Origin of the sequence: Asaia sp. As-1742 (genome assembly GCF_011753235.1) — a bacterium.
Taxonomy (GTDB): Bacteria; Pseudomonadota; Alphaproteobacteria; order Acetobacterales; family Acetobacteraceae; genus Asaia; species Asaia bogorensis_B.
In genome coordinates this window covers 57,115-82,891 of sequence record NZ_VWWA01000004.1, presented here as the reverse complement: position 1 = coordinate 82,891, position 25,777 = coordinate 57,115, and the positions used below count along the sequence as shown (strand labels likewise).

At 60.0% G+C, this 25,777-nt stretch carries 26 protein-coding genes; 16 read left to right on the top strand and 10 right to left on the bottom strand.

The window, feature by feature from the left end; all coding sequences use genetic code 11:
• The first annotated feature begins 41 nt into the window (after positions 1 to 41).
• Both F3J08_RS07675 and F3J08_RS07670 read left to right on the top strand, forming a co-directional pair.
• The gene (locus F3J08_RS07675) at positions 42 to 1,034 is read left to right on the top strand and encodes an aldo/keto reductase (RefSeq protein WP_166929135.1); all 993 of its coding nucleotides are present in this window, start codon (positions 42 to 44) and stop codon (positions 1,032 to 1,034) included.
• A 142-nt stretch (positions 1,035 to 1,176) separates the two neighbouring features.
• Positions 1,177 to 1,635 (top strand): hypothetical protein, encoded by a 459-nt coding sequence (locus F3J08_RS07670; RefSeq protein WP_023977874.1) that lies wholly within the window; start codon positions 1,177 to 1,179, stop codon positions 1,633 to 1,635.
• A 106-nt stretch (positions 1,636 to 1,741) separates the two neighbouring features.
• Here the strand turns inward: F3J08_RS07670 and F3J08_RS07665 are convergent, their stop codons facing one another.
• The 4 genes from F3J08_RS07665 to F3J08_RS07650 all read right to left on the bottom strand — a co-directional run bounded on the left by F3J08_RS07665 (position 1,742) and on the right by F3J08_RS07650 (position 4,884).
• Positions 1,742 to 2,785, bottom strand: coding sequence for a hypothetical protein (locus F3J08_RS07665; protein ID WP_166929134.1), 1,044 nt, complete (start codon positions 2,783 to 2,785; stop codon positions 1,742 to 1,744).
• A gap of 81 nt (positions 2,786 to 2,866) precedes the next feature.
• Complete coding sequence (locus F3J08_RS07660) at positions 2,867 to 3,412, bottom strand: cytochrome b (RefSeq protein WP_166929133.1); 546 nt, start codon at positions 3,410 to 3,412, stop codon at positions 2,867 to 2,869.
• Positions 3,409 to 4,491: a catalase family peroxidase gene (locus tag F3J08_RS07655; RefSeq protein ID WP_166929132.1), complete on the bottom strand. Its 1,083-nt coding sequence runs from the start codon at positions 4,489 to 4,491 to the stop codon at positions 3,409 to 3,411. Before F3J08_RS07655 ends, F3J08_RS07660 begins: the two co-directional genes overlap by 4 nt.
• A gap of 147 nt (positions 4,492 to 4,638) precedes the next feature.
• Positions 4,639 to 4,884 (bottom strand): DUF1272 domain-containing protein, encoded by a 246-nt coding sequence (locus F3J08_RS07650; RefSeq protein ID WP_166929131.1) that lies wholly within the window; start codon positions 4,882 to 4,884, stop codon positions 4,639 to 4,641.
• Between the two features lie 253 nt (positions 4,885 to 5,137).
• Between F3J08_RS07650 and sodC the strand changes: the two genes are divergently transcribed.
• Positions 5,138 to 5,665, top strand: a complete 528-nt coding sequence (sodC, locus tag F3J08_RS07645) for a superoxide dismutase[Cu-Zn] (RefSeq protein ID WP_370458699.1) — start codon at positions 5,138 to 5,140, stop codon at positions 5,663 to 5,665.
• 47 nt (positions 5,666 to 5,712) lie between these two features.
• Here the strand turns inward: sodC and F3J08_RS07640 are convergent, their stop codons facing one another.
• A complete protein-coding gene (locus F3J08_RS07640; RefSeq protein ID WP_166929128.1) occupies positions 5,713 to 6,486 on the bottom strand; it encodes an adenosylcobinamide-GDP ribazoletransferase in 774 nt (257 codons plus the stop codon).
• A complete protein-coding gene (gene cobT, locus F3J08_RS07635; protein WP_166929126.1) occupies positions 6,487 to 7,509 on the bottom strand; it encodes a nicotinate-nucleotide--dimethylbenzimidazole phosphoribosyltransferase in 1,023 nt (340 codons plus the stop codon).
• 47 nt (positions 7,510 to 7,556) lie between these two features.
• Here cobT and cobU point away from each other — a divergent pair, with 47 nt between their 5' ends.
• From cobU to F3J08_RS07620, 3 genes are all read left to right on the top strand, one after another.
• Positions 7,557 to 8,051, top strand: coding sequence for a bifunctional adenosylcobinamide kinase/adenosylcobinamide-phosphate guanylyltransferase (gene cobU / locus F3J08_RS07630; protein ID WP_166929124.1), 495 nt, complete (start codon positions 7,557 to 7,559; stop codon positions 8,049 to 8,051).
• A gap of 63 nt (positions 8,052 to 8,114) precedes the next feature.
• Positions 8,115 to 8,753 (top strand): cob(I)yrinic acid a,c-diamide adenosyltransferase, encoded by a 639-nt coding sequence (gene cobO / locus F3J08_RS07625; protein WP_166929123.1) that lies wholly within the window; start codon positions 8,115 to 8,117, stop codon positions 8,751 to 8,753.
• A gap of 14 nt (positions 8,754 to 8,767) precedes the next feature.
• Entirely contained in the window at positions 8,768 to 10,198 is a 1,431-nt protein-coding gene (locus F3J08_RS07620) for a cobyric acid synthase (RefSeq protein WP_166929483.1), read from the top strand.
• Positions 10,199 to 10,304: 106 nt separating this feature from the next.
• Here the strand turns inward: F3J08_RS07620 and F3J08_RS07615 are convergent, their stop codons facing one another.
• Positions 10,305 to 10,646 (bottom strand): hypothetical protein, encoded by a 342-nt coding sequence (locus F3J08_RS07615; protein WP_166929121.1) that lies wholly within the window; start codon positions 10,644 to 10,646, stop codon positions 10,305 to 10,307.
• 367 nt (positions 10,647 to 11,013) lie between these two features.
• On the opposite strand from F3J08_RS07615, the gene F3J08_RS07610 reads away from it, so the two are divergent.
• Positions 11,014 to 11,922 (top strand): LysR family transcriptional regulator, encoded by a 909-nt coding sequence (locus F3J08_RS07610; protein ID WP_166929120.1) that lies wholly within the window; start codon positions 11,014 to 11,016, stop codon positions 11,920 to 11,922.
• An 81-nt stretch (positions 11,923 to 12,003) separates the two neighbouring features.
• Here F3J08_RS07610 and bluB read toward each other — a convergent pair whose 3' ends face one another.
• Entirely contained in the window at positions 12,004 to 12,660 is a 657-nt protein-coding gene (gene bluB / locus F3J08_RS07605) for a 5,6-dimethylbenzimidazole synthase (protein WP_166929119.1), read from the bottom strand.
• A complete protein-coding gene (cbiB, locus tag F3J08_RS07600) occupies positions 12,657 to 13,658 on the bottom strand; it encodes an adenosylcobinamide-phosphate synthase CbiB (RefSeq protein WP_166929117.1) in 1,002 nt (333 codons plus the stop codon). Before cbiB ends, bluB begins: the two co-directional genes overlap by 4 nt.
• 41 nt (positions 13,659 to 13,699) lie before the next feature.
• Between cbiB and F3J08_RS07595 the strand changes: the two genes are divergently transcribed.
• The 9 genes from F3J08_RS07595 to F3J08_RS07555 all read left to right on the top strand — a co-directional run bounded on the left by F3J08_RS07595 (position 13,700) and on the right by F3J08_RS07555 (position 24,087).
• Positions 13,700 to 14,716, top strand: a complete 1,017-nt coding sequence (locus F3J08_RS07595; RefSeq protein WP_166929115.1) for a threonine-phosphate decarboxylase — start codon at positions 13,700 to 13,702, stop codon at positions 14,714 to 14,716.
• Positions 14,717 to 14,820: 104 nt separating this feature from the next.
• Positions 14,821 to 15,924 carry a tRNA dihydrouridine synthase DusB gene (dusB, locus tag F3J08_RS07590; protein WP_062163801.1) on the top strand — a complete coding sequence of 368 codons (1,104 nt, stop codon included), beginning with the start codon at positions 14,821 to 14,823 and terminating at the stop codon, positions 15,922 to 15,924.
• 142 nt (positions 15,925 to 16,066) lie between these two features.
• Positions 16,067 to 17,056 carry a helix-turn-helix domain-containing protein gene (locus F3J08_RS07585; RefSeq protein WP_166929112.1) on the top strand — a complete coding sequence of 330 codons (990 nt, stop codon included), beginning with the start codon at positions 16,067 to 16,069 and terminating at the stop codon, positions 17,054 to 17,056.
• Positions 17,057 to 17,193: 137 nt separating this feature from the next.
• On the top strand, positions 17,194 to 19,503 hold the full coding sequence (locus F3J08_RS07580) for a PAS domain-containing sensor histidine kinase (protein ID WP_240149243.1): 2,310 nt from the start codon (positions 17,194 to 17,196) through the stop codon (positions 19,501 to 19,503).
• Positions 19,504 to 19,523: 20 nt separating this feature from the next.
• Complete coding sequence (locus tag F3J08_RS07575) at positions 19,524 to 20,909, top strand: sigma-54 dependent transcriptional regulator (RefSeq protein WP_122038665.1); 1,386 nt, start codon at positions 19,524 to 19,526, stop codon at positions 20,907 to 20,909.
• 203 nt (positions 20,910 to 21,112) lie between these two features.
• Positions 21,113 to 21,328: an RNA chaperone Hfq gene (gene hfq, locus F3J08_RS07570; RefSeq protein ID WP_240149242.1), complete on the top strand. Its 216-nt coding sequence runs from the start codon at positions 21,113 to 21,115 to the stop codon at positions 21,326 to 21,328.
• A 21-nt stretch (positions 21,329 to 21,349) separates the two neighbouring features.
• Positions 21,350 to 22,660 (top strand): GTPase HflX, encoded by a 1,311-nt coding sequence (gene hflX / locus F3J08_RS07565; RefSeq protein WP_370458685.1) that lies wholly within the window; start codon positions 21,350 to 21,352, stop codon positions 22,658 to 22,660.
• A gap of 54 nt (positions 22,661 to 22,714) precedes the next feature.
• Complete coding sequence (locus F3J08_RS07560; RefSeq protein ID WP_205206827.1) at positions 22,715 to 23,584, top strand: inositol monophosphatase; 870 nt, start codon at positions 22,715 to 22,717, stop codon at positions 23,582 to 23,584.
• A gap of 83 nt (positions 23,585 to 23,667) precedes the next feature.
• Complete coding sequence (locus tag F3J08_RS07555) at positions 23,668 to 24,087, top strand: host attachment protein (protein ID WP_023977894.1); 420 nt, start codon at positions 23,668 to 23,670, stop codon at positions 24,085 to 24,087.
• A gap of 99 nt (positions 24,088 to 24,186) precedes the next feature.
• On the opposite strand, the gene F3J08_RS07550 is transcribed toward F3J08_RS07555, so the two are convergent.
• Positions 24,187 to 25,509, bottom strand: a complete 1,323-nt coding sequence (locus F3J08_RS07550; RefSeq protein WP_166929110.1) for a hypothetical protein — start codon at positions 25,507 to 25,509, stop codon at positions 24,187 to 24,189.
• Positions 25,510 to 25,777: the final 268 nt, after the last annotated feature.

Sequence of the window (25,777 nt, the reverse complement as noted above, 5' to 3'; positions counted from 1 at the left end):
ATGAAACAGCATGTGACCTCACACGAACGGAGAAACATCTCATGACTGCCGATACGATCAGCATCAGGAATATCGACAAGCCTGTAACCCGCATTGCCCTGGGAACATGGGCGATTGGCGGCTGGATGTGGGGTGGCCCCGATGACGACAACGCCATACGCACGATCCATAAGGCGATCGATAACGGCATCAACTTCATCGATACAGCGCCGGTTTACGGGTTTGGCCACAGCGAGGAGGTTATCGGTCGGGCGCTGGAGGGCGGGCGACGCGACAAGGTCGTGCTGGCCACAAAGCTTGGTCTGGCCTGGTCAGATGACCAGAAAGTCTATCGTGACAGCCGTCCCGAACGCATCCGCAAGGAGGTGGAAGACTCCCTGCGACGCCTTAAGACCGATGTGATCGATCTGGAGCAGGTGCACTGGCCTGACGGCAAGACCCCGGTTGAGGAAACAGCCCATGAGCTGGAAAAGCTTCGTCGCGAAGGCAAGATCCGCGCCATCGGGGTCAGCAATTTCTCGGTTGATGATATGGACCGGTTCGGGACCATCACCCCGATCAGCACCATCCAGCCGCCCTACAACCTGTTCGAGCGCGTCACAACCGAGCGCGACATCCTGCCTTACGCCAAGGCTCATGACGCAATCGTGATGGCCTATGGTCCGCTTTGTCGCGGCCTTCTGGCGGGCAAGATGACGTCTGAAACTCATTTCCCCAAGGATGACCTGCGCAGCAGCGATCCGAAATTCCAGCAGCCGGTATTCGGGCGTTACCTCGCTGCTGTCGAGGCGCTGAAGGCTATTGCCGCGCGTCACGACAAATCCATGCTGGCGCTGGCCATTCGCTGGGTGCTTGACCAGGGACCGACTGTGGCGCTTTGGGGCGCACGCAAGCCCGAGCAGATTGATGGTGTGGCCGAGGCCTATGGCTGGTCACTGAGCGATCAGGACAAGGCCGAGATCGAGACCATCCTGCGGGACAACGTGCCTGATGCCATCGAGCCGGATTTCATGGCCCCGCCGCAGCGCGACTGAACCATCCCCCGCGCGCCCTTTGCGCCGCGTTGGCCCGCCTGGAGGTCAACGCCTCGCGATCATGCAGGCGGGGCGGGAACGAAAAGCGATGCAGGGAGTTAACGAACCGCAACGCATTCCCTTTCTGAGAGGAACAATAACAATGCGCTCATTTACCCGCCGTGCCCTTGCTGCTTCGACCTTTGCTGCTGCGGCTCTGGCCGTCATGCCGGTAGCGCATGCAGCCCCCGATGCACTGGGCACCCCCGTTGGCCACATCACCCTGATGGCGAAATCCGCCGATGTGGGCATTGGCTACACTTGGGGCCAGGGCACGCTGACCTATGGTCACAAGACCTATCGCTTCAAGATTTCGGGCGGTAACATTGCTGCTGTCGGTTTCTCGAAAATCGAGGCAACGGGTGTCGTCTATAACCTGAAGAACCTGCACGATTTCGATGGCGGTTACGGCGCTCTGAACGGCGACGCGACGCTGGATCGTGGGATCGGTGGCGCTATTCTGAGCAACAGCAATGGCGTGAAGATCAAAATCACGACCGCAACACGTGGGGCGCATCTCGCCGCCGGTGGTCAGGGTCTGTCTTTCCAGCTGGTTGACTGAGCGTTCCAGCCGGACTGAAACGGAAAAAAGCGGCCACCCGGCCGCTTTTTTCATATCCGGGAGCCTGTTGCTGGGTTGGCATCAGTTCTTCCGCTGCCCGCGCTCTTCAATCCAGCAAGGCGGCAAGATGCTCCAGCATGTCGGCCCGTTTCATCGTGACCCAGGCTTCGGCGGCGTCACGCCCCCAATGAGGATAAGCTACGGCGGCAAAACTGCCCCATGCCTGCCGGTAGGCCAGAAAAGAGCTCTGGGCCTTTTCGATATCGCTCGAATTGATTGTTGTGCCGCCGATGTTCTGATGGCCAGCAAGGCGTTTCAAGGCCACTTGCATGCGCGTATTGGCGGTATTGAGTTGGGCGCTGCCGAGAGGCGGCAGGGGCCTATGCCCGAGGCGTGCCAGCATCTGGGTGAAGTCGCGCAGTTGCAACATGCGCTCCTGTATCTCGAAAGCCGCGCGCAGCGTGCCTGAGAGATCTGTTTCGTTGGCGGCGCGGGCGTCTCCCCAGAGTTTCTGTTGCGCCACGAGCGCGGAAAATGCCGGGCGGGCAGAGTGAGGGAGGCTGGCCGCAAAATCCCGGATTTTCCGGTTCTCGACTTCGCTCGCAATCCTTGCCTGATGGGCCGCGCAATAGCCGCCCGTAACGCCCGCCGTGGCGTCATGGCAGTAATCGAAAGGGCCCTTGTCCGTGCCTTCGGATATGGCCTGCAGATGCAACACCCGCAGGTCGCGCTCCGCCGGGGCAAAAGAGGTGGAACAGGCCAGATTCTGCGCATAGGCAATGTTGCGGGCGGTCCCCTCGCCATTGGCGTAGATCATCATCAGCAGATGGCTGCCTGTATAACCCCACACGACCCGGGATGATTCCGGGGACTGTTCGGTAAAGGCACAGAGTCGCGCCCTGACGGGATCGGCCTTCATGCCGATACCAAAATACAGGGCCTCGCTGTCACATCCCCTCAACGCCTCGCGTTGCGCCGGATCCGGCCGGTCGCTCGCAGGGGGCGCACTCTGCTGCACGGCCGCACAGAGCGCATCGACCCGGCTGACGGTGAGAGCCCTGTCGGTTGTCTCACTGGCCAGAGCAGGCCGGGGCTGCCACGCCAGCAAGGCAAGGGCAAGACCACAGGCGGGGGAAGGGACACGCGGCATGGCAGGAGGATCCGGAGATGTTTTGCCTCCCATGAACCGTTGCCCCGCGGCTTTGCAAGAGGGCACGGGAAGGCGCCGATGTCAGATCTCGTGATCCTGCCCCGTCATGCTCTGGAACACCCTGTCGCGCCTGATCAGGAAATGAAAAAGCGCCGCCCCGCTATGAGCCAGAATGAGCCCGAAAAGACAGAAGGCCAGTATGGTATGGGCAAGGCGTAGCCAGCCCCAGAGTGCTGCATCATGCGGCAGGATCGGGGGCAGAAGAAAGCTGTGGCCCAAAAGCGGGATTGGGTAACCGCCCGCCGAGAGCATGGCCCAGCCGACCAGAGGTAACCCGATCATGAGTGTGTAAAGCGCCCAGTGCGACGCTTTGGCCATGAGCGCCATGAGATTCGGCAGATCGGCGGGCAGGGCAGGAGGCGGGTTCAGCCAGCGGTTGAGCAACCTCAGGACAGCCAGAAGCAGAATGGCAATACCCAGCGGGCGGTGAAATGACACAAGGCTGTGGTAGTGCGGCCCTACACCGGAGGCCATGAACAGACCGATAAAGATCATGATCAGAATCAGTACAGCCATCAGCCAGTGCAGCAGGCGCGATGTCAGGCTGAAAACAGGGTGAGGGCTCATGATGCTTTCTCCGGCATCTTCTGCTCAAGCGTCGTGGGTGTGACGGCAGGCTGAGGCACGGGCTCGCGTGACCGTTCGGCAAAAGAGCGCATATAGGCCGCTGAACGGGCCTGAAGAACCGGATCGTCCGAGGCGCTTATTCCCTGCGGCAGGATCAACGGGTCATAAGTGATGCCGGTGCAAGGGCCGGTCTCCTCGCTCTCGATCCTGTCAAGCGTCAGGGTGCCAGCCTCGATCTGCCTGTCCTGCGCAGACCAGGCCCTGCTTGGGTCATTGATGGCATCACCCGGACCGGCCAGGGTAAGCACCAGTGTCCAGCGCAGGGGATGGGCACTCATGGCCGCAGCAAGCTGCTCGAAGAGGGCGTCATCGCCCGTCAAGGGGGTGGTTACGACATTTTCCGCGGGGCGCAGGGCGAAGCGCATAGGGGTCGTGCCCCCCTTGGCATCATGCAGCAGAAAGGAATCGAGGCTGTTATAGCGATCGTTTTCAAATCCGGGGGTAATCGGCCTTTTGGCCAGCGCCGCGCCGGCTTCAGCGAGCCACGGATGGGACGCTTTGAAGGCCTGCACGCGCGCTGGGTCTGGCTTGCCCGTGGCCGGGTCGGGGCGAACAGCGATCTGGAGTGACTGGAACTCCGCCGGTGTGCGAACCGGAAAGACAGGAATGTCATTGACGCCCATGCGCCATTCCTGCCCGTTCGGTGCTTCCAGACTCAGCGCCAGCGAGCGCACCTTGCCCGGCGCGTCACCCTGATAGGGCATGCCACCGGCAAGAGCGAAGCGCCCGATGACCGGCACGCGACCTGCCTCGAAGAAGGGGGCTGTGGAATAGGTGGCGGCGGCACCATTGCCCTCGAACCACCCGGTGACACAGACACCCTTGGCATGGTTGCGCCGAAAGCCCGGATGATGGCCGTCCACACCCTGCAAGGCGCCGAGCAGTGTATTCTGTGTGACCCTGTGGGGGCTCAACCATCCGCCAGCGACAGCGAAGCCGAGGGCCAGAAGGCAGGGAAGAGACGCCACACCAAGCCAGCGCCACGCACCGGACGAGGGGCTTGAAGCCTTGTCTGCCATGACCAATCAGCCTCGTGTACCTTCGGGTATGCCGTGAGCTGTCAGCACCATGCTGGCAGGGCTCACGGCATACGCATGGCCTGAGGCTAGAGCATCGACACGCAGGGTGTTAGAAAATTCCGGTTTAAAAACGACTTCAGGAACGACTCAAAGGCCGGGGCAGGGTTGCTCCCGTAACACACGGCGCGTCGAGGCGGGGCTGGAGGCCAGAAAGCGTGATGGCCGAACAGGGCGGGGCACCAGATCGCCGCTGCAATTGGGACATACGCCCTTGAGTTGATCGGTGGCGCAGCGCACGCAGAATGTGCACTCGAAAGAGCAGATCATGGCATCGTTCGTAGCGGGGGAGAGATCCGCGTCGCAGCATTCACAATTGGGCCTGAGTTCGAGCATGGTGTTGCCTCCTTGTGCCTGGGGGTAAGCAAAACCAGTTTCGGGCAGGAACGCGGGCGGCACAAGCGTGGCGCACGGTTCTGGACCGAGAATAACCGGGACGACGCGTCAAGACGGTATGTTGCGAATCGGTCTCAACTCAGGCAAGCTTTCTGTTTCCCGTCCAGAACCTTTCCTGGCTGTCATCCGTTTCGGAACAGCAGCGTTCTTTTCAACGTCGAGGTCAGATCTCATGCGTCATGCCATGAACAAGATGCTTTCTGTTTTTCTCCTAGGGGGGGCGGTCATCGCTCTCTCCCCTGCTGGTCTGTCACGGGCGCAGGCGGCAGACAGTGCCAAGGGCACATTGCTGGGCACGGACGGCAAGGCGCATGGAACGGTCAGCGTGACCGAAGCCCCGCGGGGTGTTCTGCTGCGTATCACGGCCCAGGGTCTGGCGCCTGGCTGGCATGGCATGCATTTCCATGAGAAAGGCAGCTGCACCTCACCGAAATTCACCAGCGCGGGTGGTCATGTTCATGCAGTGACGCCTGTCGTGCATGGTCTGCTTACGCCAAACGCGAATGATGCCGGTGATCTGCCCAATCTTTATGTGGCGCCCGATGGCACGGCGACTGTCGAGCTGTATTCGACGCTTGTTTCGCTGCATGGTGCAGGCGAGCGGCCCGCACTCAAGGATGCTGATGGTGCGGCACTGATCATCCACACCAGCCCCGATGATTATACGACCCAGCCGATCGGTGGCGCCGGTGCGCGTATCGCCTGCGCCGTACTCGACTGACAGCGTTCGGGCCTTTTAACTCTGCGCGGGGTGAGAGGCCCTGACCTCTACAGGGGCAGCTTGTCGAACCCGTGCAGGCTGGCCCCCGTCAGAACCACAAGCTCGGTGATGATGGCTGTCGCCCCCAGCACGTCGCCCGTGTAGCCGCCAATCAGGCGATAGGCGACGCTGCACAGGCCAAGTGTGGCCAGACAGGCCACGAGAAAAAGAGATAGCGCACCAAGTACGGAAAGCGAGCTGGCGATCAGGGCGGTCAGGAGCATGGCAATCAGCAGGCCACGCGCTGGCAGATGGCGCAGCTCATGGGCCAGCCCATCGGCTCGGGCAGGACGCAGCCAGAGCAGGGGCAGCATGAGCGACAGGCGTGAGAAGGCTCCGGCTGTTGCCAGAATCGAGATGATATGGATCGGCTGGGCGGCAAGGGTTGTCATGGTGCCAGCCCGCAGCAGCATCAGCAGGCTCAGCGCCAGCCCGCCATAACTGCCGATCCGGCTGTCGCGCATGATTTCAAGCCTGCGCTCTGGCGTGCGGCCGCCGAAAAACCCATCCACCGTATCGGCAAACCCGTCCTCATGAAGGGCGCCTGTCAGGAAAAGCTGGAAGGCGATGGCCCAGCCCGTGGCAACGATGGCTGGCATGCCAAGGCGTATGCACAGCACCATCACAGTGCCGGTAAGCGCACCGATGGCGCCCCCGATCAGAGGCCAGCACCAGCTGGACCGTGTCAGGTCTATCTTCTTGTCAGGGGCAAGAAGCCAGCCTGTTGGCAGGCGTGTCAGCAGGCTGAGACCCGCAGCGAAATCTGCGCGAATGATAGGCATCTAGCTCTTTATTGATCGATTATTCTCATCAAGAACGGCAATATCATCAAAACTTGCCATGCCATTGTGGCAGGCGAGGGCCGCTCGCACAAGCGGGATGGCCAGAGCGGCCCCGGACCCCTCTCCAAGGCGCAGCCCCAGATCGAGCAATGGCTCAAGATCGAGATGGGCGGAAAGACGGCTATGGCCCTGCTCGCCCGAGCAATGGCCCAGCACGGTGTGAGACAGGCCTGATGGATGCATCAGCGCCAGAGGCGCGACCGAAGCCGTCACGACAAAGCCATCAAGTACGACAGGTATGCGCCGGTGACGGGCGGCCAGCGCGGCCCCCAGCAGGGCGGCCAGTTCCCATCCGCCATAGCGTCGCGCGAGTTCCAGAGGCGGGTGTTCGCGACCATGCAGGGCCAGCGCCGTATCGATGGCCCTGGCCTTGCGCGCGATACCGTCGTCATCCAGCCCTGCGCCGCGACCTGCCCATGTCGCGCCATCCCCGCCGAACAGGGCAGCAGCCAGCGCCGACGCTGCGGTGGTATTGCCCACACCCATTTCACCAAGGGCGAGCAGATCGCATTGCGCCGGAACGGCATCATACCCTGTTGAGACGGCTTCAAGGAAGGCCTCTGTCGTGAGCGCTGGCGCGCATGTCAGGTCGGCGCTGGGGTTGAGGTCTCCCACGGGCACGACGTGAAGCGACGCACCGGCCTGACGGGCCAGCTGGTTGATGGCGGCTCCGCCCTGTCTGAAATTGCTGATCATGGCAGCGGTCACGCTGGCCGGCCAGGCCGAGACGCCCTGCGCCAGAACGCCGTGATTCCCGGCAAAAAGGCAGATGGCTGCCTGATTGATATGCAGGGGGCGCCAGGCGCCGAACCAGGAAACGAGCGTTTCGAGACGCCCAAGGCTGCCCGCGGGTTTTGTCAGCCGTGCCTCTCGTTCCCTGATGGCGTCTTGTGCCGCAGCATCGGGCTCCGGCAGGGTTTCGCACGCGTTCCGGAGGGTTTCGAGAGAGAGGAAAGGTGACATGGCGCCTTTGTGTTGGGATAAGCGCGGTTCTGCAAGGGGGAGCGGTCATGAAAACCATACTTGTTCTGGGTGGTGCCCGATCCGGCAAGAGCCGCCATGCCGAAGCGCTCGTAACGGCGGAGCCGGGGCCGTGGCGCTATATCGCGACGGGGCGTGCCTGGGATGATGAAATGCGCTCCCGCATCGCCCTGCATCAGGCACAACGCGGCGCCGGTTGGGAAACAATCGAGGTCCCCCTCGATCTGGCCACGGCGCTGGACGGGCCCGAACCAGCGCTTGTCGATTGCCTGACCTTGTGGCTCACCAACCTGATTCTCGAGGAGCGCGATATTGAACAGGCGACCGAAACCCTGCTTGATGCGCTGGACAGGCGCAGCGCCCTGACAGTGCTGGTCGGCAATGAGGTCGGGCTCGGCATCGTGCCTGAAAATGCCCTTGCACGGCGGTTCAGGGATGAGGCAGGGCTGTTGCACCAGAAACTGGCCCAGCGGGCGCAGCGCGTCCTGTTTGTCGCGGCAGGCTGTGCGCTCGAAATGAAATGACCATGTTTGTGGCCTCCTTCCGGAGTCTGCTTTCTGAAGATGATGTGTCTGGAGACGAATGCGATGAGTGACCTGCCCGCCACCCCTGAGGGGGATCCTTCGGAGGCCGAACGCGATCGTCACCGCACGAAAATGCAGCGCCGCAAGGAGGTGCAGGACCGTGAGGTGGCTGAAAAGACGATCGAGAAAGGGTTGATCGCGGTTCATACCGGCCCCGGCAAAGGCAAATCCACAGCAGCCTTCGGCCTTGCCCTGCGTATGCTTGGCTATGAGCGCAAGGTGGTTGTCGTGCAGTTTATCAAGGGGGCATGGGATACAGGCGAAAGGCGGGCACTCGCCCGCTTTGGCGATCTGGTGCAGTTCCACGCACTGGGGGAGGGATTCACCTGGGAGACGCAGGACCGTGAGCGGGACATTGCGGCCTGCAAGCGGGCCTGGGAGCAGGCCTGTGTGGCGCTGGCACGCGAGGATGTGGCGCTGGTGGTGCTGGATGAGCTGAATATCGCGTTGCGCTATGGCTATCTCGACGAGGCCACGGTGCTGGCAGGTCTGGGCAGCCGCCCCGCGCATCAGCATGTTGTCATTACCGGGCGCAATGCCCCGGCATGGCTGATCGAGGCTGCCGATCTGGTCACCGAGATGACCCTTGTGAAACACCATTTCCGTGATGGTGTAAAAGCCCAGCAGGGTTTCGAATTTTGAGCCCTCGCGCCCTGATGTTTCAGGGAACGGGCTCCAATGTCGGTAAATCTGTTCTGGTGGCCGGTCTCGCTCGGGCACTGACCCGACGCGGGCTACGTGTACGGCCCTTCAAGCCCCAGAACATGTCCAACAATGCTGCGGTAACGCCAGATGGTGGCGAAATCGGCCGTGCCCAGGCGCTTCAGGCGTTGGCCTGCGGGGTGGCGCCATGCGTGCATATGAATCCGGTCCTGCTCAAGCCGCAATCAGAGCACGGATCGCAGATCATCGTACAAGGCAAGATCTGGGGGCAGCGCAAGGCGCGTGAGTATCAGGCGGTAAAGCCTCTTCTGATGCCTGCCGTGCTTGAAAGCTTCCATCACCTGCAAGCTCAGGCGGATATTGTGCTTGTCGAAGGGGCAGGCTCGGCCTCAGAGGTCAATCTGCGCGCCAATGACATCGCGAATATGGGGTTTGCGGAGGCGGCCGATCTCCCCGTTATCCTGATAGGCGATATCGACCGCGGGGGCGTCATTGCCAGCCTGGTTGGAACGCGCACGGTTCTGCCGCCCTCGGATGCCGAACGCATCAAGGGATTCATCGTCAATCGTATGCGTGGCGATGCCAGCCTGTTTGCCAGTGGCATGAGTTTCATTGCTGAGCATACCGGCTGGACACCCTGCGGTCTGGTCCCGTTTTTCCCTGCAATGCGCGAATTGCCGCCAGAGGATACGGGCGATCTGCCTACCGGCTGGCAGGGGGCAGGAACGTGGCGTGTCGCGGTGCCTCTCATGCCCATGATTGCCAATTTCGATGATATGGATGCCCTGCGCGCCGAGCCAGCCCTGTCGCTGGTCTTTGTACCGCCGGGTGAAGCACTGCCTGTCTGCGATCTGGTCATTCTGCCGGGATCGAAAGCGACGATTGCCGATCTGGATTTCTTCCGGGGGCAGGGCTGGGATATCGATCTCGCAGCGCATCATCGGCGTGGTGGTCGTATTCTAGGGATCTGTGGTGGGTACCAGATGCTGGGACGCAGCGTGAGTGACCCGCATGGTCTGGAGGGCACACCTCAAACCCGCGATGGGCTGGGATATCTCGATATCGAGACCGTCCTTGCGCCAGGGAAGACGGTGCGTCAGACAGGCGGCCATCTTCTGCCGTCAGGTGCCGCAGTTTCGGGTTACGAGATTCATGCCGGGATTACACAGGGGCCAGCCCTGTCACGGCCCGTATTATGCTTTGCCGATGGGCGGCTGGATGGTGCCTGTTCTGAGGATGGCCGTGTTCGTGGCACTTATCTGCATGGACTGTTCGATCAGGCGGCAGCGCGCGCTACATTCCTGTCATGGCTTGGCGCCGGATCTTCCCCGTTCGATAACAGGGCCCGTATCGAAACGGTGCTCGATGCGCTGGCGAATCACCTTGAAGAGTATGTCGCGATCGATCGTCTCTTGTCGATCTGACGGGTCGCTTGCAGGGCGCTCTATCTTGCCTGTGTGCCGGGGAGAAGCCGGGAGTTGCTACCGGTGGCCCGTCCGGCACGGGCCATGAGATGCAGAAAACCGGAATTCAGAAAGCTGGGACAGCCCGTGCCGTTTCGGAGAACAGCATGCGCACGTAGTTCAGGGCGTCGAGCATGACGCCATTCTCGCGCACTGAATACGGATCGCCCTTGACCGACAGGCAAACCGTCTCATCTGCACTGGCTGCGGAAACCTTGGGGAGGTAGACCCGCGAGACGTTTTCCAGCAGGTTCCAGACGACTCGGATCGATACAGGATCGTTCTGCGCATGGGCGAGAAGCCCTGTATCCGTGCCGAGGAAAGAAATGGCGTCGTCCAGACCATCGTTCTCGACACAATGGGTCTCGCGGTCATCATCGAGCGCATGCGAAGCGCTGTCAAATACCATCTTTGACTCGTAGTACTCGTGATGGGAGTCGGAAAAATTGCGGACGAATGCAGAATTCCCCAAGGAATTATTCCATTTGTTCACAGTTTCATTATGCAATGTCGAAGGTGGGTTAAATCTGTGCATCTCAATCTCCGGTCTTGTTTTTTATCGTGGGCCGCGTTTTCTAGAGAGACATTCGTAAAGGCGGTGTTACCTATTTGATTCGTTCGATATATTTAACGACATGTAACGAATAAGACTGTTATGTATCTAAAGTTTCATCGTGTTTTTACGATTTAGAGCATCGGCTGAAATGCTGTGTAAAAACAAGGAAAAATTTTGCGACGGATCGTGCGGTTTTTTAGAACGATCCCCGAGGGAATCCATGAGAAAAAAGATAAATTTCAATGGCATGGTTTACTTCATAGCGGTGGTCGAGGCGGGGTCGATCTCCGGTGCAGCGCGTACGCTGGGCGTGTCAAAAAGCGTTATAAGCAAGGCGATTATCGAACTTGAGGCCTTTCTGCAGACCGATCTGCTGATCAGAACGTCAAAACAGATTCTCCCGACGCGGGCCGGCGAGGTGTTCTACAGGCGCTGCAATTCAGGTGTGGAGGCTATCGAGACAGCTTTTCTCGACACACAGAATCATGGCTCCATCCCCCAGGGCAAACTCCATATCCTCGCCAATGCGGCCTATGGGCGATATGTGGTCCTGCCGGTGGTTCACGCCTTTGCCGCACGATATCCGTCATGTCAGATCAGTTTTGCCCTCGGCGACGACGTGTCTGAAGCCAAGATGACATGGTTCGATGTAGCGATACGCACCCGCCCGTTCGATGACCCTTCACTGCATGTGCGACGGATCGGGGGGTATGAACGGCGTCTGGTGGCGGGACGATGTTTTCTGGATCAGTTTGGCCCGGTGGAGAGTTTCGATCATCTCACCCGTCTGCCGTTCATCGGCTATGTCGATGATCCCGGGCGGGATGGATGGCGTCTGTCCGCCGGGGGTGAGCCCCGTAGTCTGGGATCAAGCCCCTATCTGTCGCTGGGGCCAATCAACCTGATTCTTGAGAGTCTGATGGCTGGACAGGGCTATTCGGTTTTGCCGGATTTTCTCTACGACCATCCGAGTGTCGCGTCTCAGCTGGTCAAGATCCTGCCTGAGTGGTCAGCCCAGAGCGGTGATATTCTGGCCTATGCCTACCCGACAAAACAGCGTTCGGCGGCGGTGCGTCTGTTCATCGACTGGATGAGCTGCGCCGCTCACGGGCTGCCTTTTCCCGATTGAAGGGGGTGCAGCATGGGGCGGTCAGGCCCCGGGAGAGGTCAGATCAGGGCCGGACAGCACCGGACGTAATCCGGGCGCTGCTCAGCGCAGGATCCAGCGATGACGATCACCCGAGCGCTGCTCCCAGCCGCGTCTTTCAAGCTCGGGGGTGCTGTGCTCCTCCTCGGGATAGCCAACGCAGAGATAGGCCATGAACTGCCAGTGCGGCTCGGCATCCAGAAGCAGGTTCATATGCGCCGGGTCGAGAATGGACACCCAGCCAAGCCCGACATTATGGGCCTGCGCTGCCAACCAGAAACCGTGAATGGCCATGACTGCCGACCACTGGACCGTCTCAGGCATGGTCATGCGCCCCAGACCACGCCCCTGAGCGGGGTCGGGGTCACAGAAGACGGCAATGTGATGCGGGGCATCCTCAAGTCCTGCGAGCTTGAGGCGGGCATAGGCCGTGTTATCCGTAGCGCTTCTCGCGGCCAGAGCCTCGGCATTGCGCAGCATGAACTCCTGACGCACGGCCTCGCGGCGCTCGGGCGCGTCAATGCGCATGAAACGCCATGGCTGGCTGAGTCCCACCGACGGGGTGGCGCAGGTCACCGCCAGCAGGTGGTCAAGCACCTCTTCAGGGACAGGGTCGCGCCGGAAATGGCGGACATCGCGGCGCCACTGGAACAACGTGTCGAGCCTGTCGCGAAAATCCTGATCGAAAACCGGCGCACTGGTACAGGCGGGGGGGCTCATGAGCATACTCCACAAAACAGGGCGAGCAGGAAGCCGCCCTGTATCAGGCACCCCAGACGGTAGAGTGTGAGGGCGCGGGCAAGATCGCGGGTGTCGGCCGTCATTTTCCCATCGCCCATCCAGGAATCGGCAATGATTGTACCACCATACTGCCGCGGGCCTGCCAGACGCAAAGCCAGCGCGCCAGCCATGGCTGCTTCCGGCCAGCCCGCATTGGGGGAGCGATGGCGGGAGGCATCACGCCATACCGTGCGCAGGGCACCCCGTGTCGCGTAGCCCGGCGCGAAACTCGCCAGAACAAGCCAGAGAGCGGTCAGGCGGGACGCCGGGATATTCACGCAGTCATCGCACAGGGCAGCGGCGCGTCCGAAGGCTTCATGGCGCGGCGTCATATGGCCGATCATGCTGTCTGCCGTATTGATGGCCTTGTAGGCCACGGCGCCGGGCAAGCCGAAAACGGCCAGCCAGAAGACAGGGGCCACAACACCGTCAGAGAAATTTTCGGCAAGACTTTCCGTGGCAGCGCGAACCACGCCGGCAAGATCGAGAGCCTCGGGGTCGCGCCCCACAATCATCGCGACTGCCTTGCGCCCACCGTCAAGGCCACCTGCGCGCAGCCCGGTCAGAACCGCCCGGACATGATCATGAAGGGATCGCCCCGCAATCAGTGTGCTGGCCGCGCAGATTTCGAGGCAGAAAGTGACCGGCATTGGCAAGACGGCACGGGCAAGAGCCTGTGCCCCGATCGTAAGCCCCGTCGGGACAGCGATGATGAGGGCAAGTGCCAGCAAACCACGCGCCCGGGCATTGACGATCGAGCGTTGCCCTCGGGGGGATGACGCGCAGGAGGCGACAACGGGCGGATTAAGCCCCTTGTCCAGCGCCGTGATCAGCCGGCCAATCCATGTTACCGGGTGGCCAATGAGGCGAAACAGGGCGTCCGGATACCCGAACACGCTCTCTGTCACGAGAGCGCAAAGGGTCAGGAGAAGGAACATGGAGCAAGATGACCGCAAAGCATGAGGAACGGCATCATAGCATGACGCCCTGGCCCGCGCATGGGGGTCAGCTGAGCACGCTGGCGCATCGCTTTCCGCAGGCTCCCACCCCCCTGATCGATCTTTCAACCGGTATCAACCCGTTCGCCTATCCGTTCACCCCGCCCGGGGCAGATGCTCTCTCGCGTCTGCCTGATCCCGCGGAGGAAAAGGCGCTGCGCCTTGCGGCATCACAGGCTTACGGCGTGTCGCCAGACCATGTGCTGGCGGGTCCGGGTACGCAGATGCTGATCGGAATGTTGCCTGTCATGCTCTCGCGGCTGCAAAAGGTAGAGGGTGTTCGTATCCTGACACCCACTTATAGCGGGCATGAGACCGCCTGGGCAGCAGCGGGGGTACCGATCACGTTCATTCCGCATGGTGCATCCCTGCCAATGCCGGGAAGGAACATCGTTACGATCATCTGCGCGCCCAATAATCCGACAGGGCATGTTCTAAGTGTCGGAGAGATAGCCTCTCTCGCCGAAAGTCACTGCCATGCGGGCGGGGTGCTGGTCATTGACGAAGCCTTTGCCGATTTCCAACCCTTCAGTGCAGCGTCCCTGCTGCCGCACAGGGCCCTGATCGTCTGTCGCTCTTTCGGCAAGACCTATGGTCTCGCAGGGGTCCGTCTTGGCTTTCTGCTGGGTACCCATCCGGTGCTTCAAGCCATGCGCGAAGCCATGGGCCCTTGGGCCGTAAGCACGGCGGGTTGCCAGATCGGGCGAGAGGCGCTGCTGGACATGGCCTGGCGCGACTCGATGGGCCTGCGTCTCACGCATCAGACACAAATCCTGCGCCATATCCTGCATGACGCTGGCCTGTCGTTTGTGGGAGGAACGCTGCTTTTCAGCCTCTGGCGAACGGCCCACGCCCAGGAGATATGGGAAAGGCTGGCGCAGGCTGGAATACTGGTGCGGCGCTTTGCATGGGATGAAACCCTGCTGCGTTTCGGCCTGCCTGCGGATGAGGCCGCTCTGACCCGTCTGACCAAAGCGCTGACAAGCCCGGCAAGCTGAACGATCCCGATGCGATGGGGCGGGGTTGTGCAAGGGACTCTCTGTGCCACGAGAGACGATCTCTGATTGCTTCGCGCAAGGGCCGCCGGTATCCTTGGCCTATCATGAGCAATCTCTCCTCTTCCGACGTGGCTGGGTCGAGCCGCGGCCTTGAACTACGCCCGATCGATCTTGGCGGCGGTGTCGTGATCGAAACGCCGGTCATTCTGGCGCCGATGTCGGGTGTCACAGATCTGCCCTTCCGTCAGCTGGCGCGTGATCTCGGTGCCGGGCTTGTTGTTTCGGAAATGATCGCCTCATGGGCCATGGTGCGTGAGAACGAGAATACCCTGCGCATGGCGCGCAGCGCCGAGAACGGCCCCAACTCCGTTCAGCTGGCAGGATGTGACCCCGAGGCGATGGCGCAGGCCGCCAGGATTGCTGTGGATCAGGGCGCCGACCTGATTGACATCAACTTTGGCTGCCCTGTGAAAAAAGTGGCGGTGGGGCAATCTGCCGGATCCGCGCTCATGCGTGATGAGGTCAAGGCCGCGGCTTTGCTGGAAGCGACGGTCAAAGCCGTTTCAGTGCCGGTGACGCTGAAGATGCGCATGGGGTGGGATCATCAGTCGCTCAATGCCCCGCGTCTGGCCCGCATTGCCGAAGATGTTGGTATTCGCCTTGTGACCGTCCACGGGCGTACGCGCCAGATGTTCTATAACGGCACGGCAGACTGGCATTTCGTTCGCTCGGTGAAGGAAAGCGTCTCCCTGCCTGTGATCGTCAACGGGGATATCGTTTCCATCCAGAACGCCCGCGATGCGCTGGCGGCCTCGGGGGCGGATGGTGTGATGATTGGTCGCGGCTGCTATGGGCGCCCGTGGTTTCTGGCCCAGGTGGCGCAGTCGCTTCGTTCGGGCGAAAACATGCCGGATCCGGACCTCGAGACAGAGAAAGCCATCGTTCTGCGCCATTACGGGATGATGCTGGACCATTTCGGCGAGCGCCCCGGCCTGCGTCTCGCCCGCAAGCACGTCTCTTGGTACTCGCACGGCCTTCCCGGTTCAGCCGCGTTTCGTGCCAGCATCAATAAGATGGATACAGCGCAGGATGTGATCGACCACCTCACGGCGTTTTACGACCAACAGATCGCCAACGGGGTCGTGCGCGACCGTGAAGCCACGCATCAGCGCCCCGATTCCGGCGATGCGGTTGAAGAAGCTGCCTGAATGACGCGTTCGCTGCATCATGATGCGTCCTTGTATTCTGGACTCCTGCATTCTCTGAATGAGAAAGATCTGACCGCGCCTTGCCCTACCGGTTCAGGCCAGTCGGGCGCATGATGATCGCAACCGTGTCAGTGCGCTCCTGATGCCGCACGATCGCGCCTCTCCAGAAAATGCGGGGACGAATTCTCAAGGCGCGGCAAGCGTTGCACCTCGTGCTCCGAAGCACCTTGCGCCAGCCAGTCTTGGTTTCGACGGGCAGTCTGAAGCGGTGCGACAATTGCGAGATCGGCTTGAGGCCTGCCTGCCATCGCTCGACGCACTCATGCTGTGCGGTGAGGCAGGTAGTGGCCGAACACGGGCTGCGCGTTATCTCTGGGTGCAGTCTGCCCGACCAGGGCGCTTCGTGCCGGTTATCGATCGCCTCTCTTTTGAAGAGGCTCTGGCGGATCAGGCCGGGTGCCTGTTCATCGGTGAGATCGGCCTTGTCGAGCCAGGCCTGCAAGCCAGCCTGCTTGCGCTGTTGTGCAATAAACCGGCCAATGAACGCCCGGTGGTGATCTGCACCAGTTCCTGGACGCCTGCGCGCCTTGTGCAGGATCGCCGCATGGATGAGGCCCTGGCCACCCTTCTGAGCCGGCACTGTGTCACCGTTCCTGCCATGCGGGAGCGCCATGACGATATGGGGGCGCTTTGCGCCGTCTGGGCCGAACAGAATGGCGGAGAGGCGGTTTTCCATCCGGATTGCGCCGCCTGGCTGGCACAGCAGGACTGGCCCGGTAATTTCCGCCAGATACGCCAACTCCTGTCTCACGCTGCGCAATCCCGAATGGGCGGGGTCGTGACGGCGGCACGTCTTGCTGCGTTGCATCGGGTGGACACAACTGCTGATGCTGCCTCTTTTCAGGGGCTTCTGGCGCGTTATCTTCCCTCCATGCTCGATCTCGAAAGCGATGTGCAGGGGTCGCTTCATGCCCGCGTGCTGGCAGAGGTCGAGCGACCCCTGTTCCGCCTTGTGCTCAGGGCGACAGAGGGCAATCAGATCAGGGCGGCTGCCCTTCTGGGGATCAACCGCAATACGCTGCGCAAACGGCTGCAGCTTCTTGGGATCGAGACAGGGCGCACACGGTCATGACAGACAGGGACAAGCCCGTAATCACGCAAGCGTCTGACCCCATCCCGGATGATGCCATGCCCGGAAGCGGATCGCAGACAGAGAATGACTCTGCCTTCCTGCGGGTTATACGGCGTGTCAGCCGTCTCAAGACGGCAATGGTTCTGGCCTGCGCAGCGCTGGTCCTGCTGATCACGACATTTGTCGTTCTGGCGCGTGGCCTATCCTTTGCTTACCGGCCCCAGATCGAATCCGTCGTGTTTCTGCTCGATTTCGTGGTGCTGCTTCTTCTGGGGGCGGCTGTCATCATGCGCGTCGGGCGCATGCTTGCCGAGCGCCGCACTGGTCTGGCCGGGGCGCGGCTTCATGTCAGGCTGATTACGCTTTTCGGCGTGGTCGCTGTGGCCCCGACCGTGGTGATCGGGGGGCTTGCAGCCCTGTTCTTCCATTTCGGGATCCAGATCTGGTTTTCCAACAGGGTGAACACGGCGCTGACCGAAGCACGTGACGTGGCGGCAGGCTATCTGCAGGAGCATAACGACAACATCCGCACCGAGGCCTTTGCCCTCGCAAACATCATCATCACCGCCAATAATGACGAGATGTATCGCCACGGCGTGGATCTGATGCGTGATCCGGGTCAGCTCGGGATGATGCTGGATGTGGAAGCCACTGAACGCGGCCTGAACGAGGCCGTTGTGTTCGATTCCTATACCAACAAGGTGGTGGCTTCAGGCGGTCTGGCAGCCTTGCAGGGCAAGCAGCTTGCCCTGCCGCCAAAGGATGCCACGACCCTGGCACGCACCAATGATGTGGCCATTCTCGATAGTCCCGATGAGCGCACTGTGCGCGCTGTCGTCAGCCTTGGGCCAAGTTCCGGACTGATGCTGGTCATCACACGCCCGGTCGATGCCAAGATTCTCGAGCATATGCGCCATACCGATGCGGTTGTTTCGGAATATCAGCGTCTCGACGCGCATCGCTCGGCCATACAGGTGAGCTTTGCGCTGATCTTCGCGCTACTGGGCCTGCTGGTGCTCAGCATAGGCATGTTGACGGGGCTGGTTCTGGCCAAACAGATTACCCAGCCGCTCGGGCTCCTGATCCTTGCAGCGCGACGGGTGAGCGAGGGCGATCTGAGTGTGCGTGTGCCTGAAGCACGGGCCCGCGACGCGCGGCGTGATGATGAGGTTGGTACCCTCTCTCGTGCCTTCAACCGCATGACCGATCAGCTTTCCACCCAGCGTACCGAGTTGATGGAAGCCTATGAGCAGATTGATGAGCGGCGTCGCTTCACCGAAACGGTGCTTTCGGGTGTATCGGCCGGCGTGATTGGTCTCGATGCGCATCAGGTGATCGAATTACCCAACCGCGCGGCCTCCAGGCTGCTCCAGCGTGACCTGGACAGTGGCAAGGGACAGGCCCTGCGCGATGTTGTGCCGGAATTCGGCACCATGCTCGATCAGGCGCGGGCAGAGCCCGGACAGGCGCACACGGCCGAGATCCAGATCGATGTCGCTGAAAAAGGGGCGGTGCTTGGCGATGGCCCCAGCGTGGGTACTTCCGGCCGCACACTTCTGGTGCGTGTTGTGGGTGAGCAAGGAAGCGATGACTCGACAGGCTATGTTGTCACGTTCGATGATATCACGGCGCTTCTGGCGGCCCAGCGCAAGGCGGCCTGGGCCGACGTGGCCCGTCGCATCGCCCATGAAATCAAGAATCCGCTGACGCCCATCCAGCTCTCGGCTGAGCGGCTGAAGCGTCGTTTCCTGCGCGAGATCAGCTCCGATCCGGAAACCTTCGGGCAGTGTGTGGATACGATCGTGCGTCATGTTGGCGATATCGGACGTATGGTGGATGAGTTCTCGTCTTTTGCCCGTATGCCGCAACCCGTTCTCAAGGACGAGGATCTGTCGCGTCTGGTGCGAGAGGCTCTGGTCCTTCAGCGCAATGCTCATCCCGAGATCATCTATGATACGACCGATATGCCGGCCCGTGGTCCTCTCGTGCATTGCGACAGGCGTCTGATTGGCCAGGCCCTGACCAATCTGCTGCAAAATGCCGCCGATGCCGTGGCCATGGCAGCTAAGGAGCGCGACGAGCAGGGCGACAGCAGTCAGATAAGCGCTCAGGGCGAGGGGGCAGGCGAAAGACGCACGACCCAGGGGAGTATTCGCGTGGTTCTGGGGGTTGCAGGGGGCGAAGCCATGGTGCAGGTCATTGACGACGGTATCGGTTTGCCTTCTGTTGACCGCCACCGCTTGACGGAACCGTATATCACGCACAAACCGAAAGGGACGGGGCTGGGGCTCGCCATTGTCAAGAAGATCATGGAGGATCATGCAGGTGGGATCAGGCTGGAGGATCGACCGGATGAGCGCGGAACCGTCTCGACGCTTACCCTGCCCGCACGCGAGATGTCCGATGCACAGCCCGACCTTATGGTCCAGACGAGCAGGGAGCAGTGAACTTCTGATGAGGAATGCGTATGGAGCATGAAATCCTGATCGTCGATGACGAGCCGGATATCCGGCTTCTCATCGAGGGGCTCCTTCGTGACGAAGGATATGAAACGCGCGTTGCTGCCAATTCGGATCAGGCTCTGGCGGCATTCCGGGCGCGTCGTCCGTCTTTGGTTATCCTTGATATATGGCTGCAGGGGTCGCGCCTCGACGGCATCGATCTGCTCAAGACCATCAAGGCCGAGGAGCCAGGTCTGCCGGTCGTCATGATTTCAGGCCACGGCACAATCGAGACAGCCGTCTCGAGCCTTCAGCACGGGGCGTATGACTTCATCGAGAAGCCCTTTCAGGCTGATCGCCTGATTGTGGTCGTCCAGCGTGCGCTGGAAGCCGCACGCCTTGAACGCGAGAACGCCGAGCTGCGTCTGCGCTCGGGAAACGAGACGCTGCTTTTCGGTGACGGCCCCGGCATCAGCGCCGTGCGGGGGCAGATCGAGCGTGTGGCGCCTACCAATTCACGCGTGCTGATTACGGGCCCCGCAGGATCGGGCAAGGAAATCGCAGCGCGTATGGTTCATGCCCGCTCGCGCCGCGGCACAGGTCCGTTTATCGCCCTGAACTGTGCAACACTTGCTCCGAACCGGTTCGAGGAAGAGCTTTTTGGCATCGAAGGGCAATCCGATGGCGTGATGCGCCGCACCGGCGTGCTCGAGCGTGCCCATAAGGGCACATTGCTGCTGGACGAAGTGGCGGACATGCCGCTCGAGACCCAGGGCAAGATCGTGCGCGCGTTGCAGGACCAGACGTTTGAGCGGCTGGGTGGCTCGACCAGGGTCAAGGTGGATGTGCGCGTGATCGCGACCACCAATCGCGATCTTCAGGGCGAGATAACCCTGGGGCGATTCCGCGAGGATCTCTATTATCGTCTTGCTGTCGTACCGTTGCGTCTGCCCTCACTTCGTGAGCGTCGTGAGGATATCCCCTCACTTGCACAGCATTTTCTGCGTCGCTACGCCGAGAATGCTGGTCTTGCGCCGCGTGAGCTCTCAGTTGACGCCCTTGCAGCCCTTCAATCCTATGAATGGCCAGGCAATATCAGGGAACTGCGGAACCTGATGGAGCGCCTGCTGATCATGATGCCGAACGGGCAGGATTTCATTCGCGCCGACATGCTTCCCAGCACGGTCAGTCAGGGCGCACCGTCCATGACGCGCCTCGACGCCGGGGCGGATGTCATGGCGCTGCCCCTGCGTGAGGCACGGGATCTGTTCGAAACGCAATATCTGCAGGTGCAGCTTCTGCGTTTTGGCGGTAACATCAGCCGCACCGCGAATTTCGTGGGGATGGAGCGTAGTGCGCTGCATCGCAAACTTAAACAGCTTGGTGTGACACCCGAGGACAGGACCCTGTAGGTCTGGAAACCCAATTTCAACAAAGTTAAGCTAGGGGCCATAAAGCCGGGAGCAAGTTTCACGCGTTGACTCCCGGCCTCCTGACAGGGGCCCCCCGCAAACACCTGAAAAAAAGAAGATTAATCGTGGCCAGAGCAAATCCCAACCCATCGTCCCAGACCGCCCCCTTTTCGGAGTTCCAGGAGGGCGAAACGGTTCAGTCCCTGTTCCTGCAGCACCTGCAGCAACATGCTCTTCCTGTGACCGTGTTTCTCGTCAACGGCGTGAAATTGCAGGGTGTCATTCCTCAATTTGATCATGAGACCATCATTCTGCGTCGTGACGGCCATACTCAGCTTGTCTACAAACATGCGGTGAGCACGATCATGCCTGTCGCTCCCCTGGCACTCTTTGCCCAGGACAGTGAGCTAGGCCTGTAAGGACTGGAGTTATCCCAAGACGTGTCAGTGACGACGAGTACGACACCCCCCGCGACACGCGCTGCGGTCATTCTACCCTGGGCGCGCCCGACACCCAATGACGAGTTCCGTGCTGCGGAGGCCCGTCTTGAAGAGGCTGTCGGGCTGGCGTCTTCCATCGGTCTTGTCGTGGTCAGGCAGGCTGTTCTGGCAATCCGTGCAGTACGCCCTGCAACCCTGTTCGGAAAAGGGCAGGTTGAGCAACTGGCCGAGCTGGTGCAGGAGAATGACGTCAAGGTCATGATCGTGGATGCGAAACTGTCTCCCGGGCAGCAACGCAATCTCGAGAAGGCACTGGACTGCAAGGTGCTCGATCGCACCGGACTTATCCTGGATATCTTCGGTGCCCGCGCAGCGACCCGTGAGGGCGTATTGCAGGTCGAACTGGCGCATCTGGAATATCAGCGCTCCCGTCTGGTCAGGCTCTGGACCCATCTTGAGCGTCAGCGCGGTGGCTTCGGCTTTCTCGGCGGTCCGGGTGAAACACAGATCGAGGCTGACCGTCGCATGATTGATGAGCGTCTGGTCAGACTGCGCAAGGATCTCGATCAGGTACGTCGCACGCGCGGCCTGCATCGCTCCGCCCGCAAGAAGGTGCCATTTCCGGTGGTTGCCCTTGTGGGCTATACCAACGCGGGTAAATCGACGCTGTTCAATGCGCTGACCGGCTCTGCTGTCCATGCGCAGGACCAGCTTTTTGCGACCCTGGATCCGACGATGCGCGGCTTGCGCCTGCCTTCGGGGCGCAGGGTCATCCTCTCCGATACGGTCGGGTTCATCAGCGAATTGCCGACTGAACTGGTCGCAGCTTTTCGTGCGACGCTCGAAGAAGTGGCTGAGGCTGATATCATCCTCCATGTGCGCGATATCGCTCACCCGGACAGTGCGGCTCAGCGTGCCGATGTCATCAACGTGCTGGATGGCATGGTGCGTGATGGCATGCTGGATGAAAACTGGCCCGAGCGAACCATCGAGGTCCTGAACAAGGCCGACCTCATGGGCGGTATCGAGGCTGTGCCCCGCCATCCCGGTTGTGTGGCCATATCGGCCATGACAGGCGAGGGGCTGCCCAATCTCTATTCGATGCTTGACCAGCATATGACGGCATCAATGAGCCTGACGCGTGTAAGCCTGGATATCAGCAACGGTGCTGCGCTGGCATGGCTCTACGAGCATGGCGAGGTGCTGGAACGCCTGGACCAGGAAACCGAGATCACGCTCGATGTCCGGCTGTTCGAACAGGACCGGTCACGCTTTGGCCAGCTTTATCCAGATTGCCTTGTGTCTGCCTGAAATCCTCCTGATAGTGGATTGAGGGAGAATATTGGTTTCCCCGGGGAGGAATGATTGAGCAAGGGTGAGGCCACCATGACAGCGCTGCGGGCCCGTACCGTGACGCGAGCGGTGCTTGAGGATCTGTCTGCGATCGCACGGGATGCCGCGACCCAGATCATCATGCCGCGTTTTGGTCGTCTTTCCGGGGACGATATACGCACGAAATCATCGCCATCTGATCTGGTCACGGTTGCAGACCTTCTGGCGGAGGAATTTATAGCGGGTCAGTTGAAAAGCCTGCTGCCGGGGGCTGTGCTGATCGGTGAGGAACGATGCGCTTCCTGTCCAGCACTCGTCGATGAAGCGGGAAGATCTCCCCTTTGCGTTACGATCGATCCGATTGACGGGACAGCGAATTACGCTGCGGGACTCCCGGTGTTCGGCGTAATGATGGCAGTGCTTGAGCATGGCGTTCCGGTCGCCAGCGTCATTCATGATCCTCTCACACGTTCTTCTGCCCTCGCCTTGCAGGGGGAGGGCGCCTGGAGCGAAGATGCGAGCGGCGCCACGAGACCCATGCAGGCCGCCAGACCCTTCTCCCGTATTCAGGATGTGACCGGGAAGATTGCATGGCGCACGCTGCCCATGGGAGATACGGAAAGGGCCGATAAGAATCTGCGCGCCATGACGGGCTTGTGGGACCTGCGCTGTGCCGCTCACGAATATCGCATGGTCGCTGCGGGGCACGGGCACGTCCTGGCTTATAGCAGGACCTGCCTGTGGGATCATTGCCCGGGCTGGCTACTCATGCATGAGGCAGGCGCCTATGGAGCCCGGTTGAACGGTGCTTCCTACCATCCCAGCGAGCCTGGACGCGGGCTGCTCTATGCGCCCGACGAGGCATCGTGGCATCTGCTGCGCAACGCTCTGGCCCTGTCCTGAAACGCATCATTCAAGTAACTGTGTGAACAGAAACCGCTTTTACCGTGTGGCGTTCATTAATCGTGAACACAGGAGAGGTTTTTATGGCCGTTCAGGACCCAGTACTTTATGCAGTTTGCGATGGTGAAAAAGCACGCTTCCTGCGCTACGATGGCCAGCAGATGCGTACGATCCAACGCTTTGGTGCCCATGACAAGGCAACCGATGCAGCAGGCGATGTGGCCTCGATAAAAGAGCCGCGTTCGGATCCGAAAGTGCAAGTCAAGGAGCGCTTCGCAAGACAGATCGCGGACGAAATCGAAACGGCGCTCAACGATAATCCCGCTCTTGAGGGACTCGTGCTTGCTGCCGCCCCCCATGTTTTGCATGACATACGCGAGCATTTGTCGAAGGCGACCAGCAAGAAGCTGATCAAGAGCGAGAGCAAGGACCTGACGAACATCCCCGATCAGGATCTGCTGTCGCATTTCGACCGCCCCGCGACTGGATGGCCCAAGCCCTGAGAAGGGTTTTGGCCCTGCCCGGGCCGACGAGAAACGTTCCAGAACGCCCGGCTCGTTGCGCCGGGCGTTTTGCTCGATCAACGCCGGACTATGTGTCCGTCAAAAGACTGACGGTATGGAGAATTCTTCCCACTCAAATTTGACGGAACGATCCAGATCATAGTGCCCTGTCGGGTGAGAACAGAGATATCCGAGACGCGAGCGTATGTGATGGTGATGATTACGAGCGCTCCTCTCCAGTGTGAAGCCGGAATCACGGGGCACGTCTGACATCAGTACCTTCCCGTCCTGTTCATAAAGATAGGTCGTTTCTTCGCCGGTCGTGATTTGCATCAGATGATAGCCGCCTGACCTCCGTATCACTACCTCAGGGCAATTGGGTGTGGGCCCAAACAGGTCTCTGCCGGAAAATTTCTTCGTGGCCATATCGTAACATAAAAGATGACCGTGGAATCCCAGGGGTGCACGAGTGAACTGGCGCAGCGCTGCACTGGCCACTATTTCCCGATTGATTTCCCTGCCATATCTCGCCTCCAGAAAAGGTAAGCCGAGGCAGAAACTGGCTTTTTCGAAGCTACCTCCCTCGGAAAATCGATGCGACAGGCGCGCCATATCCAGAGTTCTTTCCAGAACGGGTTTCAGATTGGCATGTTTCAAGGCTCTGTCTGATAGTATTGCCCGCAAGGCCCTCTCGGGCTGGAAACGAATATTGCGAAGGAACATAGTGACAAGGGTTGAGGAACTCGTTTTCCGTTCCTTGGCATAGGCTGCTTTTATCTCCTGATCGGAGCCGTAGGCGAGCATCCGGATCATGCGTCCGAATTTTTCGCTGCCCTGTATTGTCAGATGCACATCGTGCTGAGCATAAAAACTTTTGATGAGCGTAGCATTGCAGGAAGCGAGTTTTTGCTCGATCAGTCTTGCGTGGTAACTGTCGTGCGTGTGGTCAGGATCGTGTACGATGAAAACGCGACCGGATACGTTCTCGGGATCAATTTTCATCCCTCTCATGCGTTCGCAAAAATATTTGTCTACATAGCCTTGTTCGATATCGCATAGATCCGGATCAAGGGAATACTTCGGGCACATCGAGAAAACTGTCTTTGCGCCAATTCGGCGGGACCAGTTCAGAGCGGGGTAACCACCCATAGAATAGCCAACGGCAATGCGGTTATTGATACCTTGAAGACGATCATTGATGATCATGATCACATGTTCGACTTCGTCAGATATATACCACACTGGAGATTTTGCAGTTATCCCCAAGCTTTTGATATTATTATAACGCAACGGTTTTTCAGCAAAAAAAGTAGTCGTCGCGTGCTGGCTCTGTTCGGCGGGCTCAAAAGTAATAACCGCGTAATCGGAATCACCGTCTGTTTCGTGGACGACCAGATCGTCACCTTCGAAGATAACAGCCATTACGCCTTTTTCCCGATAACAAGCTCTGCGGAGGTACAGATTCGAAAGAGAAAAGGAAAGTAATATAAAGTTTCTATCATGAAAACTTATTTGTCGTAATTATATATATAGAACAAATATTAATTTTAGATACTTACTGGCATATAAATCCTTATTATGTTAATAATGACTATTACGATTGTGAAATAAATTCATAAATATGGGCGTTGAGATGCATCATTCCCGTATATTATAAGATTGGTGGGGAAGTATAACGACCCGTCGTTGC

Bases quoted from the DNA above. Each gene is read 5' to 3' on its own strand.
- F3J08_RS07585 (WP_166929112.1), top strand. From the start codon at position 16,067: ATGCCGCACGATCGCGCCTCTCCAGAAAATGCGGGGACGAATTCTCAA.
- dusB (WP_062163801.1), top strand. From the start codon at position 14,821: ATGAGCAATCTCTCCTCTTCCGACGTGGCTGGGTCGAGCCGCGGCCTT.
- F3J08_RS07640 (WP_166929128.1), bottom strand. From the start codon at position 6,486: ATGCCTATCATTCGCGCAGATTTCGCTGCGGGTCTCAGCCTGCTGACA.
- F3J08_RS07595 (WP_166929115.1), top strand. From the start codon at position 13,700: ATGACGCCCTGGCCCGCGCATGGGGGTCAGCTGAGCACGCTGGCGCAT.
- cbiB (WP_166929117.1), bottom strand. From the start codon at position 13,658: ATGTTCCTTCTCCTGACCCTTTGCGCTCTCGTGACAGAGAGCGTGTTC.
- cobU (WP_166929124.1), top strand. From the start codon at position 7,557: ATGAAAACCATACTTGTTCTGGGTGGTGCCCGATCCGGCAAGAGCCGC.
- F3J08_RS07575 (WP_122038665.1), top strand. From the start codon at position 19,524: ATGGAGCATGAAATCCTGATCGTCGATGACGAGCCGGATATCCGGCTT.
- cobT (WP_166929126.1), bottom strand. From the start codon at position 7,509: ATGTCACCTTTCCTCTCTCTCGAAACCCTCCGGAACGCGTGCGAAACC.
- F3J08_RS07580 (WP_240149243.1), top strand. From the start codon at position 17,194: ATGGTTCTGGCCTGCGCAGCGCTGGTCCTGCTGATCACGACATTTGTC.
- F3J08_RS07610 (WP_166929120.1), top strand. From the start codon at position 11,014: ATGAGAAAAAAGATAAATTTCAATGGCATGGTTTACTTCATAGCGGTG.
- F3J08_RS07675 (WP_166929135.1), top strand. From the start codon at position 42: ATGACTGCCGATACGATCAGCATCAGGAATATCGACAAGCCTGTAACC.
- F3J08_RS07620 (WP_166929483.1), top strand. From the start codon at position 8,768: ATGTTTCAGGGAACGGGCTCCAATGTCGGTAAATCTGTTCTGGTGGCC.
- F3J08_RS07665 (WP_166929134.1), bottom strand. From the start codon at position 2,785: ATGCCGCGTGTCCCTTCCCCCGCCTGTGGTCTTGCCCTTGCCTTGCTG.
- F3J08_RS07555 (WP_023977894.1), top strand. From the start codon at position 23,668: ATGGCCGTTCAGGACCCAGTACTTTATGCAGTTTGCGATGGTGAAAAA.
- F3J08_RS07670 (WP_023977874.1), top strand. From the start codon at position 1,177: ATGCGCTCATTTACCCGCCGTGCCCTTGCTGCTTCGACCTTTGCTGCT.
- cobO (WP_166929123.1), top strand. From the start codon at position 8,115: ATGAGTGACCTGCCCGCCACCCCTGAGGGGGATCCTTCGGAGGCCGAA.
- F3J08_RS07650 (WP_166929131.1), bottom strand. From the start codon at position 4,884: ATGCTCGAACTCAGGCCCAATTGTGAATGCTGCGACGCGGATCTCTCC.
- F3J08_RS07550 (WP_166929110.1), bottom strand. From the start codon at position 25,509: ATGGCTGTTATCTTCGAAGGTGACGATCTGGTCGTCCACGAAACAGAC.
- sodC (WP_370458699.1), top strand. From the start codon at position 5,138: ATGCTTTCTGTTTTTCTCCTAGGGGGGGCGGTCATCGCTCTCTCCCCT.
- F3J08_RS07615 (WP_166929121.1), bottom strand. From the start codon at position 10,646: ATGGTATTTGACAGCGCTTCGCATGCGCTCGATGATGACCGCGAGACC.
- bluB (WP_166929119.1), bottom strand. From the start codon at position 12,660: ATGAGCCCCCCCGCCTGTACCAGTGCGCCGGTTTTCGATCAGGATTTT.
- F3J08_RS07660 (WP_166929133.1), bottom strand. From the start codon at position 3,412: ATGAGCCCTCACCCTGTTTTCAGCCTGACATCGCGCCTGCTGCACTGG.
- F3J08_RS07655 (WP_166929132.1), bottom strand. From the start codon at position 4,491: ATGGCAGACAAGGCTTCAAGCCCCTCGTCCGGTGCGTGGCGCTGGCTT.